Genomic DNA, 15,855 nt, shown 5'->3' with positions numbered 1-15,855 from the left:
TTAGTTAAAACACTCAGTCAATGGGACAGGTTACACGCCCGACAGCGACAACCTGACCATACTGGCGGACCTCGAATTCTACACCCGCTTTTATCGCCATAGACTTACTCAGCCTGACGGTCACGTTAAGCTTATCGCCCGGCGCCATCGTTTCAATGTCGCTGGTCCAGCTCACCGTACCTGCCACATCAAGGTAATGCAGTCTAAAGTCACCTTCAAATCCATTGTGCAAAGGCGTTTTACGTCCGCCCTCTTCACCTGTCAAACAATAAAGCAGCGCTTCGAAACGCTTACATGACTTCATCGTGCCCTGTTCGCAAAGCACCATGCCTGTTTCAATCTCATCGCGTGGGATCCCTTTGAGCACTATCATTGTGTGGTCTCCTGCACCCACACAGTCTTGTGGCTGAGATCCAATCTGTATTTTCGAACAAGTTGTCTGTCGTGAGTCTCTAATCCCAGCAAGTTCAACAGAATCTTTTACTCGTAAAGTACCCGACGTAATCCTGCCACAGGTATATGTGCCACGAAACTGAATCTCAAATACATCTTCGACAGGCATTAAGAAAGGCTGATCTTTAAAAAGAACGGGATCCAAAAAATGACTATCCATTGCCCTGACTAAATCCCGTATCTTATCTTCCCAAACGGGGTCTCCTTCAAGCGCTTGCAATGCAGAACCATAGATCACAGGTGTCCTTTCACTATCAAACCAGTATCGATCAAGCTGCTCTCTCACGAGCGGTTCGACAAGACCGATGGGTTCTTTGCCCTGCGCAACGTCGCACTTATTAATAAACACAACGACTTGGCTTACACCACAGTCACGCAATAGCATCAGGTATTCGCCACACGACTCAATAAGTTCAGGCTCCGGTGTGACCACTAGAATTGCCACATCGCCCCTGGACTCACCACTGATCATCCCCTTGGCTTGGTCCATCAAGCTGGGATAATCATATTGAACGCACACTCGCGCTGAGGATTCATACTCTGCTTCCGAGCGGTAAAAGGTCACGCCTGAGCGGGCTTTGTGTTGTGGCGCATTATTTAATGCGGCAAAGTCTTGTGCTGTTGCCATATGGTCTTTTTCCAGCACCTTCGTGATAGCAGCAGTTAAGGTCGTTTTACCCTGTCCTTTGGCACCTATCGTATTGACAAAGATAACTTGTTTAATAAATTCATCGTTGCTTGCCATACTATAACTTCCTGACTCATGTGATATTTAGCCATCATTATGGGAAAGGATATATCTAAATATCAATAACATCGTATTACACCTAAAATTCTGATAGTTCACAGCAGGCATGATTAACGCTCAGTTAGGGCGGCTTAAATCACGCCTGACACTGTAAATACTCAGTGCACTAACAAGATGCCTGTCGGTGCACTCGCTTGTCCATAAGACCAGAGGCTCGTGTCAGCAACAATGCCAATATCACGATAGCGCCCCCAACCCAGGGCGTATCCTGTAATGACATTTCTTCAACGACGACCCCACCGACCACCGAGCCAATGGCAATCCCGATATTAAATGCCGCGATATTAAGCCCGGATGCCACATCCACCGCATTGGGGGTATGCTTCTCGGCCAACTGCACCACATAAACTTGCAGGCCTGGTACATTACCGAATGCAAATGCGCCCCACAACAATACGGTGAATACCGCACCAATTTGGCTGCCCGCAGTCCATGTGAACACAAACAACACCAGCGCCAACGCGCTAAAAATAATATACAGTGCTTTCACAGGACCCAGACGGTCAGCCAACCTGCCGCCCCAAATGTTCCCTACTGCAACGGAGACGCCATAAACCAGCATAATTAACCCAACTGAGCTGGCGGCAAATCCGGAAACCTGCTCCAAGATAGGGGCCAAGTAAGTGAAAGTCACAAACGTACCACCATAGCCGACAGCAGTCATGGCATACACCAGTAACAGACGTGGCTGAGTCAGTACTTTGAGCTGTTCGCTCAGCTTGGCAGGCTCAGCTTGGCAGGCTCTGCTTGTTTAAGGTTCCCGGGTAGCAAAAGAGCGCTGCCAAAAAATGCCACCAAACCGAGTAATGACACAATCAAAAAGGTCGCTCGCCAACCAAACTCCTGACCAATCCAGGTACCCAGTGGGACACCAGTGACCAGTGCAACAGTCAGGCCGGTAAACATAATGGCAATCGCACTGGCTTCTTTTTCTTTACTGACCAGACTAGTTGCTATGGTTGAGCCGATAGAGAAAAACACCCCATGTGCCAATCCAGTCAGGATCCGCGCAACAATCAATGAGTCATAACCAGGCGCTTGCCAGGCCAGCAGATTGCCGCCAATAAACAAAGCCATTAGTGTTAACAGTACCTGTTTACGGCGCCACCGCCCGGTAAGCGCCGTCAATACCGGTGCTCCGACGGCAACGCCAAGCGCATATAAACTCACCAGCAAACCCGCAGAGGGAAGTGAAACCCCTAAATCTTGAGCAATCGTGGGCACCAGCCCAACAATCACAAACTCAGTCGTCCCGATAGCAAATGCGCTTAAGGTCAGCGCAAACAAAGCTAAAGGCATAATGATCTCCTCACAATAATTAAGTGAAAAGAGTGTGCAGCATTGAATTACCAACAAAAACAACACAAATAACAAAACCATTTTGCATAAAATGTAATAATATTACTGAATACGACTTTGCTAATCGGTAGTGCAAGGCATGGATCTAAAGTCCAAAACACAAGACATTAAGAGTTTTATTACAGTCGCTGATTGTGGCAGCTTCACACAAGCCGCTATTTTGCTTAATACCCACCCAGCCAAAGTATCCCGCTCTGTGGCCAGGCTGGAGCAAACATTGGATGTCACGCTGTTTATTCGCAGTACACGTCGGGTGGAGCTCACCGAAGAAGGGCTGGTATTTTTGAGCCACGCAAGAACCGGACTCAATGCTTTATTGCAGGGTGAGGAAGCACTTAATAGCATAAAAGGTGCGCCCAAGGGTAAACTCAGGGTGGATGCTGCCAGCCCCTTTTTGTTCCATCAGGTTATCCCCCATGTGGAAGACTTCGCCAGGGCCTATCCCGGCATAACGCTGGAGCTGATCTCCAATGAAAACATTGTCGACCTGATTGAAAAGAAAACCGATGTGGCGATCCGTATTGGCAAACTAAACGACTCGAACTTGCATGCTAAAAGGCTCGGAACCAGTACATTGCACCTGGTAGCCAGTCCCCGATACCTGGCAAAACATGGCCAGCCAAGCTGCGAGGCTGATTTAAATAAACACATACTGATTGGTTTTGCTGATGCACCCAGGCTTAACCAGTGGTGCTTACGAGAGCAAATGACCATAAAACCAGCTATCAGTGCCAGCAATGGAGAAGCAATTCGTCAGCTGGCACTAAATGGCAATGGTATTGCACTGCTGTCACGCTTTATGATCCAGCAAGATATAAAAAATCAGCGGCTTGAAGAGGTGCTACCCGGCGCGATTATGAGCCCTAATCCACGCGAAGAGGTCAATGCAGTCTACTACAAGCACTCGGCTGTTTCTCCACGGGTAGGGGCGTTTCTTGAGTTTTTTACCCAACGCTTCGCGCTGTGAACACAAACCGCAAAGGCTATAACTTAAACTGCTCGACACTGGATTTGAGGCTGTGGGCCAGCTCACTGATGTCATGACAGGCATGGGAGATTTGGTTGGCTCCCTCGGTCATCTCAACACCGGCCACATTAATGTTCTCAATATTGCGATTGAGCTCCTCAGAAACCACAGACTGCTCATTACAAGCCGCCGCTATCTGCGTGCTCATTGCTGCAATGCTGTCGATCTCCTGTTCAATCTGGCTGATGGTTTGGCTAACCGTCTCGGTTTGCTCTACGCACACATCAATCCCGGTCTGACAGGTGCGTGTGGCTTCCCCCGTTTCTTTGGACTTTTGTTGCAAGTCACTGACAATTTCAACGATTTGTGTGGTTGATTCCTGAGTACGGCGTGCCAGCGAACGTACTTCGTCGGCCACGACAGCAAAACCACGGCCCTGCGCACCGGCACGGGCGGCTTCAATGGCAGCATTCAGCGCCAGTAGGTTCGTTTGCTCAGCAATTTCACGGATCACGTCGACTACCACATTGATATTCTGCGCGTTCTTTTCAAGGTTAACCGCCAGCTCGCCCGCATGCGTTACGGTTTCTGCCACCGCGGAAATATGCGACATGCTGCTTGTCAGTGCCGTGCTGCCCTCGCGCGATTTCATGTGGGCCTGGTTGGCAGACTCTGCCCCCATTTCGGTGCTTTGTGCTACCTCAGACACGGCGGCCTGCATCTGGGTCATGGCAGAGGCAACCGACTGCAACTCGTTTTGCTGATTTTCCATGCCTTGGGCGTTTTGTGCCGAAATCATATTCACTTCTTCAACCGCGGAAGAGAGCAAGATAGCGCTGTCATTAATTTTCACAACAAGGCCGTTTAACTGCTGACGCATTCTTTCCAGTGACACCAGCAAAGAGCCCAGTTCGTTGCCCCCTGCCGAGTCAATATCAATGCGGGTACTTAAATCGCCATTTGCAATGCTGCCGGCCAGATTCATGGCCTCTGCCAAAGGACGTCTAATGGCCCCGCTGAGCACAACACAGATGAGCGCAATCATCACAGCGCACACCAAAGTACAAATGATAATGGCCATGATCACGGTTTTGACGGCCCCAATGGCTGATGACTCTGCATGTCCCACATTATCACTGTTGATTTTCTCCAGCTCACTTAGCTCGTCCATGGCCTTAGCAAAGACGGGATAGCTATTCAACACCGTCTCATTAGCACGGTTGACTTCACCACTGCGCACCAGCGCGTTAAAGTCCGACGTAGCCGCCGCATATTTTCGCCAGGCGGACTCAAACGCCTCGAACTGGCGGCGCTCCTTTACGCTTACATTAAGCTGACTGTACAGCGCAATTTTACGATTTACCCCGGCGCGTAAGTCGCTCAGAATGCTCAGCCACTCGCTCATTTCGGGGTGGTCCGGGTTCATGGTGGCACCAAACTCATCTTTACGAATGGTGGTAAGCTCTATCTTTAAATCCTTGACGATTTCTACCGAAGGAATACTGGTTTGTACGATTGAATCAAGATCATCGCTGATCCCTCTCAGTCCGTTATAAGTCAACAGACTCACTGCGAAGAAAACAAAAAATACCGAAAAAAAGCTCAAACCTATTTGTTTGGTGATGGATAAATCTTTTATTGCCATGCTCTTTGTAAAGTTCCCTAATTTAACAATAACCCAGGCGAATAAAAAACCGCCAGAGATACTAAAACCAATGATCTCTGGCGGCTGTTTTTAACCTGAAAAAAGAGTGCAAAATACCAGCGGTTTTATGTGCAAAATTGGCATAACCATGCAGCATATTTGTACACAATAAAGTCGCAGCCTAACGCCTGAATAGGGATTAGCCCGGGTATGTTTTTCACACAACGATTCATTAAGTAATCGAATATTATAATTAAAGGCACCCTTTGATTGAACACAATAATTATTAATGATTTGGCTTTATGTTATTGATTAGGTGACGAAATACCACTAAAGATAGCGGAAAAACAAACCAAAAGTTCACCTTTTACACACTTAGATCACAAAGGTGGGACAGAGTTACAATTAGCCATTTTGCGAGGTGTTCTGTTTAATTTTCTCGTCCGCAGTGTTCATTTTGTTCTGACAGACAACTTGATGGGTGTGCGGTATCCTGATCAAGACAACACCCTGAAATAATATGCAGACATACGCTGGCAATGATCTTATTATTTTACTCGTGCGTAGAGTGTTAAAAACAACCGGATAAGCTAATGAGCGAACTCACTATATTTTATGACGGCACCTGCCCTTTGTGCGTCAAGGAAATGACCGCGCTGACCAAGCGAGATAAAAACCAGCGCATTAAGACGGTAGATATTTTCAGCGAAGAATTTGCCCACTATCCAGGCATTGACCCGGAAAAGGCAAACACGGTTTTGCACGCGCTGGATGCCAGAGGTAACCTGTTGCTGGGTCTGGACGTTACGCATCAGGCGTGGCGGTTAGTGGGAATGGGCTGGTTATACGCGCCACTGAGGTGGCCTGTCATTAAACCCATCGCTGATAAGTTTTACTTACTGTTTGCCAAAAACCGCTATCGCATTTCTTACTGGCTGACTGGCAAGTCTCGTTGCGACAGCGGCATGTGCCGCAAGTAAGCGCAGCGCTAATCATTACCCAATAGTACCGCCAGACGCTTTTGTTCATTTTCACTAAACAGTGTCTGCTCAAGCGCGGCTATCTTGGCCTGACTTGTCGACTCTGAACCCTGGGCGAGCAGCACTTCGCGCTGCTGCTTATAATCCGCTACCCGCTGCGCCCAGTCAGTTTGTGTCTGCTTTGCTTGCATCAGGCGCTCTGCCGCTTCATCACCATATCTGGCGCTGAGCTGGTTGTAATCCATGGTTTGCCAGCTTTGTGTTAGTGTGATCAGGGTTTGCGTTGCCACTATGGTCTCACGCTCTTCTTGTGGGAGCTGGCTGATGTGTGCATCAATGAGTTCGCGCCGCGCCTGCTCGCTGAGCGACTGGTCAGACAAAATTTGCCAGCGCTCCAGTGTCTGCGCATTCCAGCGGTTCTCCTCCGCAAACCAGGCAGCGATCACCTCATCGGAAAAGTACTGACCCTGAAGCGTTTGCAGTGCCTCAAAACGCTCGTGAACAGTAAGCGTGTTTTCTACTTCTGTTAGCGCTTGTTTGTAGTTCATATAGTCATGCGCCAACGCTTGCAAACACAGTGGTAAACGATGCGTATAGTGCGCCCAGTTTTGCTCCAGCTGCTCGCTTTGCAAAGCTAAGATCCAGTCATCTAGTTGGTGCTTATGGGCTTTGACGACTGCGCCGCAATGCGCAGCCTGAGCTGGCATCGCGGCATGAGGTTGCTGTTCAACCGTGTGTGGCGCCTCTGTCACCGGGCGTTCACTGGATACTGCAACGTGAGCCGTGTCGGTACTGGCTGGCTGCCCAGCCAGAGTCCAAAGCCAGCCACACAGCCCGATACAACTGAGTGAAAGCAGACGCCAGTGCCTCATAGATTCAGACCTTTCAGGCGACGAATATGCTGACGGTAAATCGTGAGCGGATCGGTCTCGAACAAATGATGAACCCCGATGGTCTGGTTAACCTGATCCAGGTGATTCATCTTGAAGTCGTTACCAATCACATAACCCAGGTTACTGGAGCAAGCCGATACCAGGCCATCATTGGCTTCGTCAAATACGGCCGAGAACAACAGCAGTGCATTATCTGCAGGATCTAACAGATTGGTCCACGCCCGGCTGCCACTCCACGAGAAGTAGTAAACGCCGTTGTCGGCCAGCATGTCGCCCTGGCCACAATAGTTAGCAGGCACGCCTTCAGGATATTTTTGATTAAACGCAAGCGTACCTTCTGTGGTCAGCGCACTCAGCGCTTCAAGCGCATCTTTAGGTGCTGTGGGCTTGCCCGATAACAGGTCAATCAACCCGGCTAAACCGTTGGCCAGTGACGCCAAAAACTGCTCTGAGAACGACCCCTGATCGACACCACCACGCACCACATCAGCAAAACGGCTACCCCAGTTAACGCCCCCAATACTGGTCACGGATGCCACCCATTGAGGTTTAACCGACGCCACGTAACGAATGGTTTGCGCGCCCTGACTATGACCAATCAGATTCACTTTATCTTTACCCGTGAGGGCTCGGATCAGTGCAACCTGCTCAAGCAGCTGCTCGCCCCGCAGTTCAGAGTTATGAGCAGACGACACTTCAGCCACATAGACGTTACCGCCTTCCTGACGGATGACCGAAGGCACGCGATAGAAATAATCCACGCCCAGCAGATTGTCAAAGCCAAACAGGCCATGAACCAGTACCACAGGATATTCCAGCTCATCACTACTGTGCGCCAGTTGTGCAAAGAGTGACATGATGCTGAGTAAAACAGTGAGTGTTATTTTTTTCATTTATTTGCTCCAAAAATTACAATTTAGCAACAAAAGGCTAGTTCAAAGTGGTAAGAGGTCAAGCCTCATGGAGCAAAAAATGAACAAAAACTTACTTTTATAAGTAAAAGAACAAACATATGCAGTGCGATGGAGTTTTAAATAATACGCTTATTAAATTGATTTTTATATATATTTTTTACTTACCAAGCTTCTGACAGAGAAGCATGATTTTTGTCTATTTAATTAATGCGAAAGTTAGGGTAATTACGTAAAAACTGGATAATTTTGGTTTGCATCGGTTATTGATTTTGCTGCATGTCCGGTTTGAAATCGCTCTGCCCACAAAAAGCCGATTTTGAATGGGGGTCGCCTAAAAAAATGTGTCGCATTTCCAGTTAATTGAGTGCACACCAACGGCTGTAATGCCGATGTAATGTCGGGTTTGGTTGATTTGTCGTTTACTTGAACTAGCTTTTGATTAGACAAACGCATCGCCTGGATTTTCCGGGCGTGATAATGCCGTTCGTTATCACGCCTCGAAACTTCAAACCTTGTCTCTTCTCTATGTACCGTCGAAGTCTGCTTGCAATACATGGTTAAAAGCATTCGGGAATAGGTAGTTCGTGTGGGTCGCACGTTGGTTCCTCAAAGCAATAAGCATTCATGCGTAAGCAGCTTAACCCATAAAGGAACTAGCATGATTAAACTCGAAAACCCGTCATCTCGTCTGGTGGCTAAAAAACTAACACCGCCATGCAAAGTGCAACCCGGTCACTGGACCATAGAGGAACTGCGCGCACATTTGCAATGGGCTGTGGATGTTGAAATGTATACCATCCCGTTTTATATGGCAGCCATGTATTCTATCAAGGATCAGTCCACCGAAGCGGGCAGGCTTGTGAAGTCCGTGGTAAACCAGGAGATGCTTCACCTGCAATCTGCTGCAAATATCGCGAATGCGTTTGGTACAAAGGTTGAAATCACAGCCCCTCCGTATGGCGGGGAAATCCCGCATCTGGATTTTGACCTAGATGATCCTAACCCCAAAGATATTTATCAGCCCTACTCAACAGAAATTGGCCCCTTTGATATCGAACGATTGAATACCATGTGTATCATCGAATACCCGGTCTGGCCTGGCGATAAGGGATATAATAATACCCGACCTAAAGATCAGTATGGCTCAATTGGTGAGCTGTACAACGCAATCAAGCAAGGGTGTGAGGAGTGCACGGATTACCTGACTGGCAATGTTAATCAGGTAAATCACTTTGCCGGTTTTTACCCGGATACCCAGCTAACTGTGACAAAAGACAAAAATGACGGCCTGCCTCAGGTTGTTAACCTGATTGATTTAATTACAGATCAGGGTGAAGGCTATCAAAAAGATGCGCAGTATATCCCGCCGGAATATCAAAATAATGCCGATGATATTCAGCCGACATGGGATCACTATGAAAAATTCACCTATTTACTGAAACAACCATTGCCCGACACCTATCCTGTCACCTCATCGGACAGTGAGCGACAAGAAAGCCTGCAACAAATTCAATTACAGCACTTTAGCGACTTTCTGGAGATCATGAACACCACTTTCCAAACAGGTAAAACACCGGACGATTTTGCGGTAGTGATGTACAAAAATGGCGCCGCAATCTCGGCGTGCTGGCAAAATGGCGTGTTGCCTTTGTTTTCAATGCCAAATGACAAATAAGGAAAGGTATCATGTCTAAAACACTATTTAAAATTCACCCTGCCATTGGCATTGCACGCGTTGGTAACAGTGAAGAATATTACCTTGCGCCGGAGAGCATTGCGGCACTACCTCAGCCCGGCAAACCGCAAAAAACCACCGGAGGCCTGCCGCTGGACCCTGCAACAGACAAAGTAATCACCAGCTCTCAGCTGCGAGATAAGCATGGCGCATTTAAACGTCAGGCGGCGCGTTTTCGTGTTTTTGCGTACACCGGAGTTGAGCAGCCGAGTTACCCGGAGCAAGGTGAATGCCAGGAGCTGACTGTCGGTGCCTGCTTTGAGGGCAAAACCGTCACCAACATCAAGTGGTGTGTGCATCTGGCCAATAAGAAATCGGCCTGGTTTGTAAACGACGACGACCATGGTGTGGTTGCCTACGAAAATGGGAATGTTCCCGTGTTACGTAACCTGTCTGAAGGCCTGGACCCTTACAACGAAACCCGCTTGTCTCGTTTGGTGATCGATGCCGGCCCGCGGGTGGTTGACCGTGAAAATACTCAGGCTGAATTTGATGACAGCGAAGTGGCGGCTTATCTCAAAGACGGCAACAAGGTTGAAGTGACAGATTACCCTAAATCCTTCCCGTATATGCACTTTGACTATCTGGATATCCCAAAGAAAAATGAAAAAGTGCACAGTGCACAGTTTAAAATCAAGGATGTTGTTGAACGCAGTGATATTCACAAACCTCGCACTGCTTGCGGTATCACCAGCCTGGGAGAGCTGCATACAGATGACAAAGGGCGCCTAATCGTGGCGGGTGGCTACGGTAAAGCCGTAGGCTGGAGACTCGACAGCAAAGACAAGCCAGTGCCGATTGAAGGGCCAGTTAACAATGACCAGTGGTTTGATGATACGTCGGATGGTCCGGTGACCGCAGTGGTTGAATTTGACGACGGCAGTATTGAAGAAGTATTTGGCGGCTGGGCGGTTGTAACTGACCCAAGCTATGCACCACAAACGCTGAATGTGGTGTCTTTGTTCGATGAAGCCTACGATACCTTTGTCAGAAAGCTGAACTTACAGCCTGAATTATACCAAAATGGTAAGTTTAACCCGGACTACAAACCAGCATTTGACGACCACATTAGTCCCATATTTAAAGCCACCGGACAACAACTGTGGAATGCCTATTTACCCGAAATTGCCATACAAGCGCACAAATCGGTAGATGCTATCACCGCCGAAGATGACCCTGACAGCACCATCCTGGCCGGTTTAGCCTATATTCGTCAGCCAAACCCAGGAACTGAGGCCACATGGCGCTCGCAGTCGATTGACGAAGGCGCACCGCTCATGCCACTGGCGTTGGGTGACTCAAGCGCAGCGGGTGGCAAGCCCTTTTTGACCCCCACCATTACGCAGTATCAGTTCCTGCATAGCTGGTCAAATCATAATTATGTACATGGCAGCACACAAAAACTCAGTGAGGGTGAGTACCTGGACCGGGCTACTCTGCAAAACTGCCTGGGAGGACGCTTTAGTCCGGGCATTGATATGACCTGGATCATTCGGGAACCTGCGATGTATCAGGATTGGCTGACCGGTGCCGGACCTTTTAGGATCAAGCATAAACCGCTTAACTACACTGATGTGCAGACCGATAAACCATTTTTGGGGCTGGGCTGGATCCCTCAGCACGAAGACGTTGAGCATTTAGGTTTAGAGCCTGGCGACGCCACCAAGTTTATGGCCCTGCCCTGGCATGCAGATTACAACTCCTGCGCCATTCACCAGACTTCTCCCAATGAGCTCAACTCCGAAACCCTCTACTGGTCGTGGCCAGCGCAGCGTCCGGTCACGGTGTATGTGGCAGAAGACTATGATATCAGTAGCGATGAACTGCCGGCACCGCGATACTCGGTACGAGGCCCCGGCACATATCCGCAGGAAAACACCCCACAGGATAAACATGACCTGGCTAATGCAGGGCGCTTCTGGGAGTACCGGGAAATGCTGACCAAATGGGATGATATCGGCGTGGTCGTACAGGGCACGGTCATTGATGATGGCAAATCGTATCCTGACGGAGTATATCTTGAGGTCGAAAGCAGATTGTCGAACGATGAACCTGAGTTAGCCGATCCGACTCCCTGGCCGATGATCGGTGGCAACGGCACAGCAACGAAGAAGAAATAAGGAAACAATATGAGCGCGATTGATAACAACAGGGAATTTGACGTAGTCATAGTGGGTGGCGGCCCGGCAGGGACAGCGACCGGGATCGCGCTACAAAATATCGGCGTCGGCAAGGTGTTTGTTGCCGAAGCTGGTACCTACAGTAAGCCTAAAATTGGCGAGAGTATTCCGCCCGACACCCGTAAACTGTTTCAGCGCCTGAACATTGCTGACGCCTTCGAACAGCAAGGGCATGAACCATGCCTGGGCAGTTTCTCCTGCTGGGGCAGCGAGCAATTGGGCTTTAATGACAATTTATTCAACCCCTTAGGCGCAGGGTGGCACCTCGACAGACGCCGCTTTGATAAATTTATGGCAGATAAATTTACACAAGGTGGTGGCCTTCTTGCCTGTGAGACACGCTTTGCGTCTGTATCGGTTGCGCACAACGCCACCTACCCATTTCAGCTGTCTTTTGATAACCAGCCCCCAGTACGATGTCGCTTTGTGGTGGATGCCTCAGGTCAGCCTGCCATTGTCGCGCGCAAGTTCGGGGCACAGGTCAAGATGCAGGATGCGATGTTAAGCATTGCCGCTTACTTTGATTGCAAAGATACCGACCTGAATGCGCTAAAGCTTACCCTGCTCGAAGCCATCAACCTTGGGTGGTGGTACTGCGCATCGATCCCCAACAACCAACTGGTGGTAAGCCTGACAACCGACGCAACTATTGCCAAAGAATATGCTCTGAAAGACCCCAAAAACTGGTTCGCGCTGTTAAATCAAAGTGCCTATGTTGCCGGGCGCGTGAGCACACTCGCGCCCCCTGCTCACTTACACTACTGGAAAACGCCTTCCAGTTTGTTAAACCCACCAGCGGGCAATGGGTGGCTGGCAGTTGGCGACGCGGCCTCGTGCTACGACCCAATCAGCTCTCAGGGCGTTTACAAAGCGCTGGCAACGGGGCTCAAAGCAGCACAAGCCATCGCTGACTGGCTAGACAACAAGCCAAATACGCTCGGGGAGTACCGACAATACATAGGCAACGAGTTTATTAATTACCTCACTCAGCGGGAGTATTTTTATCAGCAAGAGCAGCGCTGGCAGGACGCCTTATTCTGGCAGCAACGACAAGCAAGCTGACGATAGCTCTTCCTTTGGCAAAGAACAAAAAACGCCCGTAAAGTCGGGCGCTTTTATCTTAAACGTTAACTGAGTGGGCGTTGTCTTACTCACCGCCTTTTAGCCAGTCAGATTTTTCGTAGCTGTACTCTATGTTAAAGCTGCTGTCCGGGTAAAAGGGTAAAAGTCAATCCCCAGATCTAAGGCAGTTTTTTAGCAAAAGCATGAACTTAACTAAGCAGAGCAGTACTCAGATGAGACGCCCACAGCAACTTCAATTTAGAACATAGGACACCAATTTTAGGGTGGTGTCGCATATTTTTTGTCAACAGATTGGGGCCTGCTGGAATAGGAACACAGTCAGTCTAAAAGTTTTTCGGTACCAGCTTAATAGCTAAATTTAGCCTCTGCTTTTCGTTTTAACTGACTGGCAATATTTTCAGCAAATTCAAAGCTGTTAAAGTTGTTCTTAAAGTAGGAAATATCATCCCGTTCAGTATAGGTGCTGTCCAATACTTCTCTAAAATCCAGAATATCTTTGAAGTTTTCAGTGTTCACATCATACTTGCCCCAGGCACTGGCTTTACCATCGGCGCCTCTGTCATAGGCCAGTCCTTTCATCATAACATCAGGTACTTTTTTGGCTAACTCTACAAGTTCGTTGTTTTCATTAATTTTTTCTTCAAGGTAAGCCTTACTTTCGTCACTGATAGGACCATTTACAACCAATTGGCCGCTTTCGTCGACAGAGAACCCCCAATCCAGCTTAGCCAGCTGCGGATCTGATTTTTCCAGTTTACTCATGAAATCTTGATAATGAGATTGCATATCTCTGAACACACTGGGGAGTTCACCAAAATAAAGTGTTTGCGACACCTTAGCAAACCGCTCAGGTTCATACACGCTCACAGAAGTGACCTCAATGTCGTGCAGATTTTGGTTGTTAGCAAGGGCAGGCTCGTTGCTTATCTCACTTTGAATGTGTAGTTGTTTGGCTGCAGTATTAAGCTCATCGGCAATGGGCTGTTTACTGTCTGTTGCTTGCTTTGTTGTACTGAGCTGGGCCTGGCTAATGGCTGAGTTAGCTATCTTCATAACATATTCCTTATACGTGAAGAAGTCTTTGTATCGGTAGGTCCTTGTAATTACTTTAGTAAAATTTCACACTATTTTTCTTGAATACCAGGTAACTAAAAATAAAAACAGCGTACTCCCCTATGTTATATATTGAAGTGCTCAATAGAAAGGCTAGGTATGCCTGAATATCAGGGAAACAGCTGAAATCACGATGTTTCCTAAGCTATCTGAATTTGATCAACAAGGGCTGTACACCCACATAAGTGGGTGTACATATTTTACAAGTTAATCTAATACGGGTAATGGTGCCCCCGTCATGGGCAGAGTAAACGCTTTTTTCACTATCCATTGAGGTACATAAGGCGTTTCCGGACACTCCCATTCATGCTGGTCGTACGCCAGACTAGCTGCCGCTGTGATAAAAAATGCCATTCCATGATTCAGCTCGGGCTCTTCTACGTTGTAGTGATCATAATGAGCTTCAATTCCAGCAATAAATGCACGTTCATAGTGCGTTTGGTCGCCATCCAGAATGGCAATGAGTGTATCTGCAAATGGCAGGTATAAGTTATAAACGTACCGTCGCCGTGGCGGCTCAATATTGTCCGGTGCTGCGGCAAGTGTCAGTCCTTCAACCAGCTTAGGCAAATCTGAACCCGGCCGAAATGCCCCTTTCACAAGTTCCACCAAGGCAAAATCAAACCTGTCGGGTTTCGCACCCGCCATGTTTAACTGAGGCGCGCCAAACTCACACATCAATCCCAGCGCATCGAAGTCACGAAACGCCAATGTCATACAAACATGCGTTAACCAGGTCTGCATTGTTGCAGCCCCCAGACGACTATCTCCAACCGAGCGATATACCCCTTCACGGATTGAATAGATATGTAGTTCGCCCGGGTTCATCGCCAGGTGATAATGGGCACATAGGAGATCTAAGCCATCACGCGCAGCCGCCAGCACCAGTTCCGTTGGTGCCTGACGCACCAAATTGTTATCCAAGATTAATTCCAAGCAAGGGTCTGCAAAATCTCCGGCCAACCTGCATTTGGGCTCGCCCCGAGTGTACTCCAGCTTCTCAGACTCATCAAACATGCTCTGCCAAAAACGAACGTATTTCCTGGCCGAGTAGCTAAGTAAGTTTTCGCGGCCACTCAGCGGCCAGCGCTCGGTAAAATGACACTTTAATACACTCATAGCTTTATTTCCCCAATTTCATAATGTGTGACTTCATAGTTGGACTTAAGCTGACGGTCATTAAGAAATAACAGAGAAAAACTGACCATAAAAAATGCCCGTCATTAACGGGCATTTTTGTCTTAAATATCAGTCATTCCAGTTGTTAGCTTACTCGCCACCTTTTAGCCAGTCAGACTTTTCGTAGGTGTACTCTATGTTAAAGCTGCTGTCCGGGTAGAGGGTAAAAGTCAATCCCCAGATCTGCTCACCTGTCGTTTCCAGCAGATTATCACGAAGAAAGAAGACAGTTCGCCGTAAATCAGCCCCAGCTTGCAATGGCAACCTTTTTCCAATCGGTTGAGAGCCCACCCCATTGAAATACTTCCAAACTTCCCTTGCAGTTGCCCCATCACCTATTTCCATCTTCAACTCGAGCTTGTCAAACTGCTCGTTTGGCTCAAAGTGAGCGAACAATACGTTCGCAATTATATTATATGCTTGTTCCGTATTCATAAATCATTCTCACTACTAAGTCATTGATCAAACTCGTAAATGTACTCTTTCCTATTTACAATAGAGCTTAAATCTACGCACAAATTTTGAGGTGGGTGATTGAGATGGACG

At 48.1% G+C, this 15,855-nt stretch carries 12 protein-coding genes and 1 pseudogene; 5 read left to right on the top strand and 8 right to left on the bottom strand.

From position 1 onward, the window contains the following. Positions 1-13: 13 nt before the first annotated feature. Both C3B51_RS00065 and C3B51_RS00060 read right to left on the bottom strand, forming a co-directional pair. Complete coding sequence (locus C3B51_RS00065; protein ID WP_130243745.1) at positions 14-1,198, bottom strand: GTP-binding protein; 1,185 nt, start codon at positions 1,196-1,198, stop codon at positions 14-16. A gap of 169 nt (positions 1,199-1,367) precedes the next feature. Continuing rightward, a pseudogene (locus C3B51_RS00060) lies at positions 1,368-2,560 on the bottom strand (MFS transporter). A 139-nt stretch (positions 2,561-2,699) separates the two neighbouring features. Here C3B51_RS00060 and C3B51_RS00055 point away from each other — a divergent pair. After that, positions 2,700-3,587 (top strand): LysR family transcriptional regulator, encoded by an 888-nt coding sequence (locus C3B51_RS00055; protein WP_130243744.1) that lies wholly within the window; start codon positions 2,700-2,702, stop codon positions 3,585-3,587. A 16-nt stretch (positions 3,588-3,603) separates the two neighbouring features. Here the strand turns inward: C3B51_RS00055 and C3B51_RS00050 are convergent, their stop codons facing one another. Then, positions 3,604-5,232, bottom strand: coding sequence for a methyl-accepting chemotaxis protein (locus C3B51_RS00050; protein WP_130243743.1), 1,629 nt, complete (start codon positions 5,230-5,232; stop codon positions 3,604-3,606). Positions 5,233-5,825: 593 nt separating this feature from the next. Here C3B51_RS00050 and C3B51_RS00045 point away from each other — a divergent pair. Then, a complete protein-coding gene (locus C3B51_RS00045) occupies positions 5,826-6,212 on the top strand; it encodes a thiol-disulfide oxidoreductase DCC family protein (protein ID WP_130243742.1) in 387 nt (128 codons plus the stop codon). Between the two features lie 8 nt (positions 6,213-6,220). On the opposite strand, the gene C3B51_RS00040 is transcribed toward C3B51_RS00045, so the two are convergent. Next, on the bottom strand, positions 6,221-7,084 hold the full coding sequence (locus tag C3B51_RS00040) for a lipase secretion chaperone (protein WP_130243741.1): 864 nt from the start codon (positions 7,082-7,084) through the stop codon (positions 6,221-6,223). Next, complete coding sequence (locus C3B51_RS00035) at positions 7,081-7,998, bottom strand: esterase/lipase family protein (RefSeq protein ID WP_125720550.1); 918 nt, start codon at positions 7,996-7,998, stop codon at positions 7,081-7,083. Before C3B51_RS00035 ends, C3B51_RS00040 begins: the two co-directional genes overlap by 4 nt. Positions 7,999-8,677: 679 nt before the next feature. Between C3B51_RS00035 and C3B51_RS00030 the strand changes: the two genes are divergently transcribed. The 3 genes from C3B51_RS00030 to C3B51_RS00020 are packed head-to-tail and all read left to right on the top strand — an operon-like array spanning position 8,678 to position 12,996. Then, complete coding sequence (locus C3B51_RS00030; RefSeq protein ID WP_130243740.1) at positions 8,678-9,694, top strand: ferritin-like domain-containing protein; 1,017 nt, start codon at positions 8,678-8,680, stop codon at positions 9,692-9,694. 11 nt (positions 9,695-9,705) lie between these two features. After that, positions 9,706-11,874, top strand: coding sequence for a LodA/GoxA family CTQ-dependent oxidase (locus C3B51_RS00025; RefSeq protein ID WP_130243739.1), 2,169 nt, complete (start codon positions 9,706-9,708; stop codon positions 11,872-11,874). Between the two features lie 9 nt (positions 11,875-11,883). Then, a complete protein-coding gene (locus C3B51_RS00020) occupies positions 11,884-12,996 on the top strand; it encodes a tryptophan 7-halogenase (RefSeq protein WP_130243738.1) in 1,113 nt (370 codons plus the stop codon). A gap of 366 nt (positions 12,997-13,362) precedes the next feature. Here the strand turns inward: C3B51_RS00020 and C3B51_RS00015 are convergent, their stop codons facing one another. The 3 genes from C3B51_RS00015 to C3B51_RS00005 form a co-directional block, all read right to left on the bottom strand. Next, entirely contained in the window at positions 13,363-14,070 is a 708-nt protein-coding gene (locus C3B51_RS00015; protein ID WP_130243737.1) for a hypothetical protein, read from the bottom strand. Positions 14,071-14,337: 267 nt separating this feature from the next. After that, positions 14,338-15,249 carry an immunity 49 family protein gene (locus C3B51_RS00010; RefSeq protein WP_130243736.1) on the bottom strand — a complete coding sequence of 304 codons (912 nt, stop codon included), beginning with the start codon at positions 15,247-15,249 and terminating at the stop codon, positions 14,338-14,340. Positions 15,250-15,399: 150 nt separating this feature from the next. Next, entirely contained in the window at positions 15,400-15,744 is a 345-nt protein-coding gene (locus C3B51_RS00005) for a hypothetical protein (protein WP_130243735.1), read from the bottom strand. Between the last annotated feature and the right edge of the window lie 111 nt (positions 15,745-15,855).

The sequence above is a fragment of the Pseudoalteromonas rubra genome (assembly GCF_004212645.1).
Lineage (GTDB): Bacteria > Pseudomonadota > Gammaproteobacteria > Enterobacterales > Alteromonadaceae > Pseudoalteromonas > Pseudoalteromonas rubra_G.
Note: the sequence above shows the minus strand (reverse complement) of the source record. Positions and strands in the feature narration are given on the sequence as shown.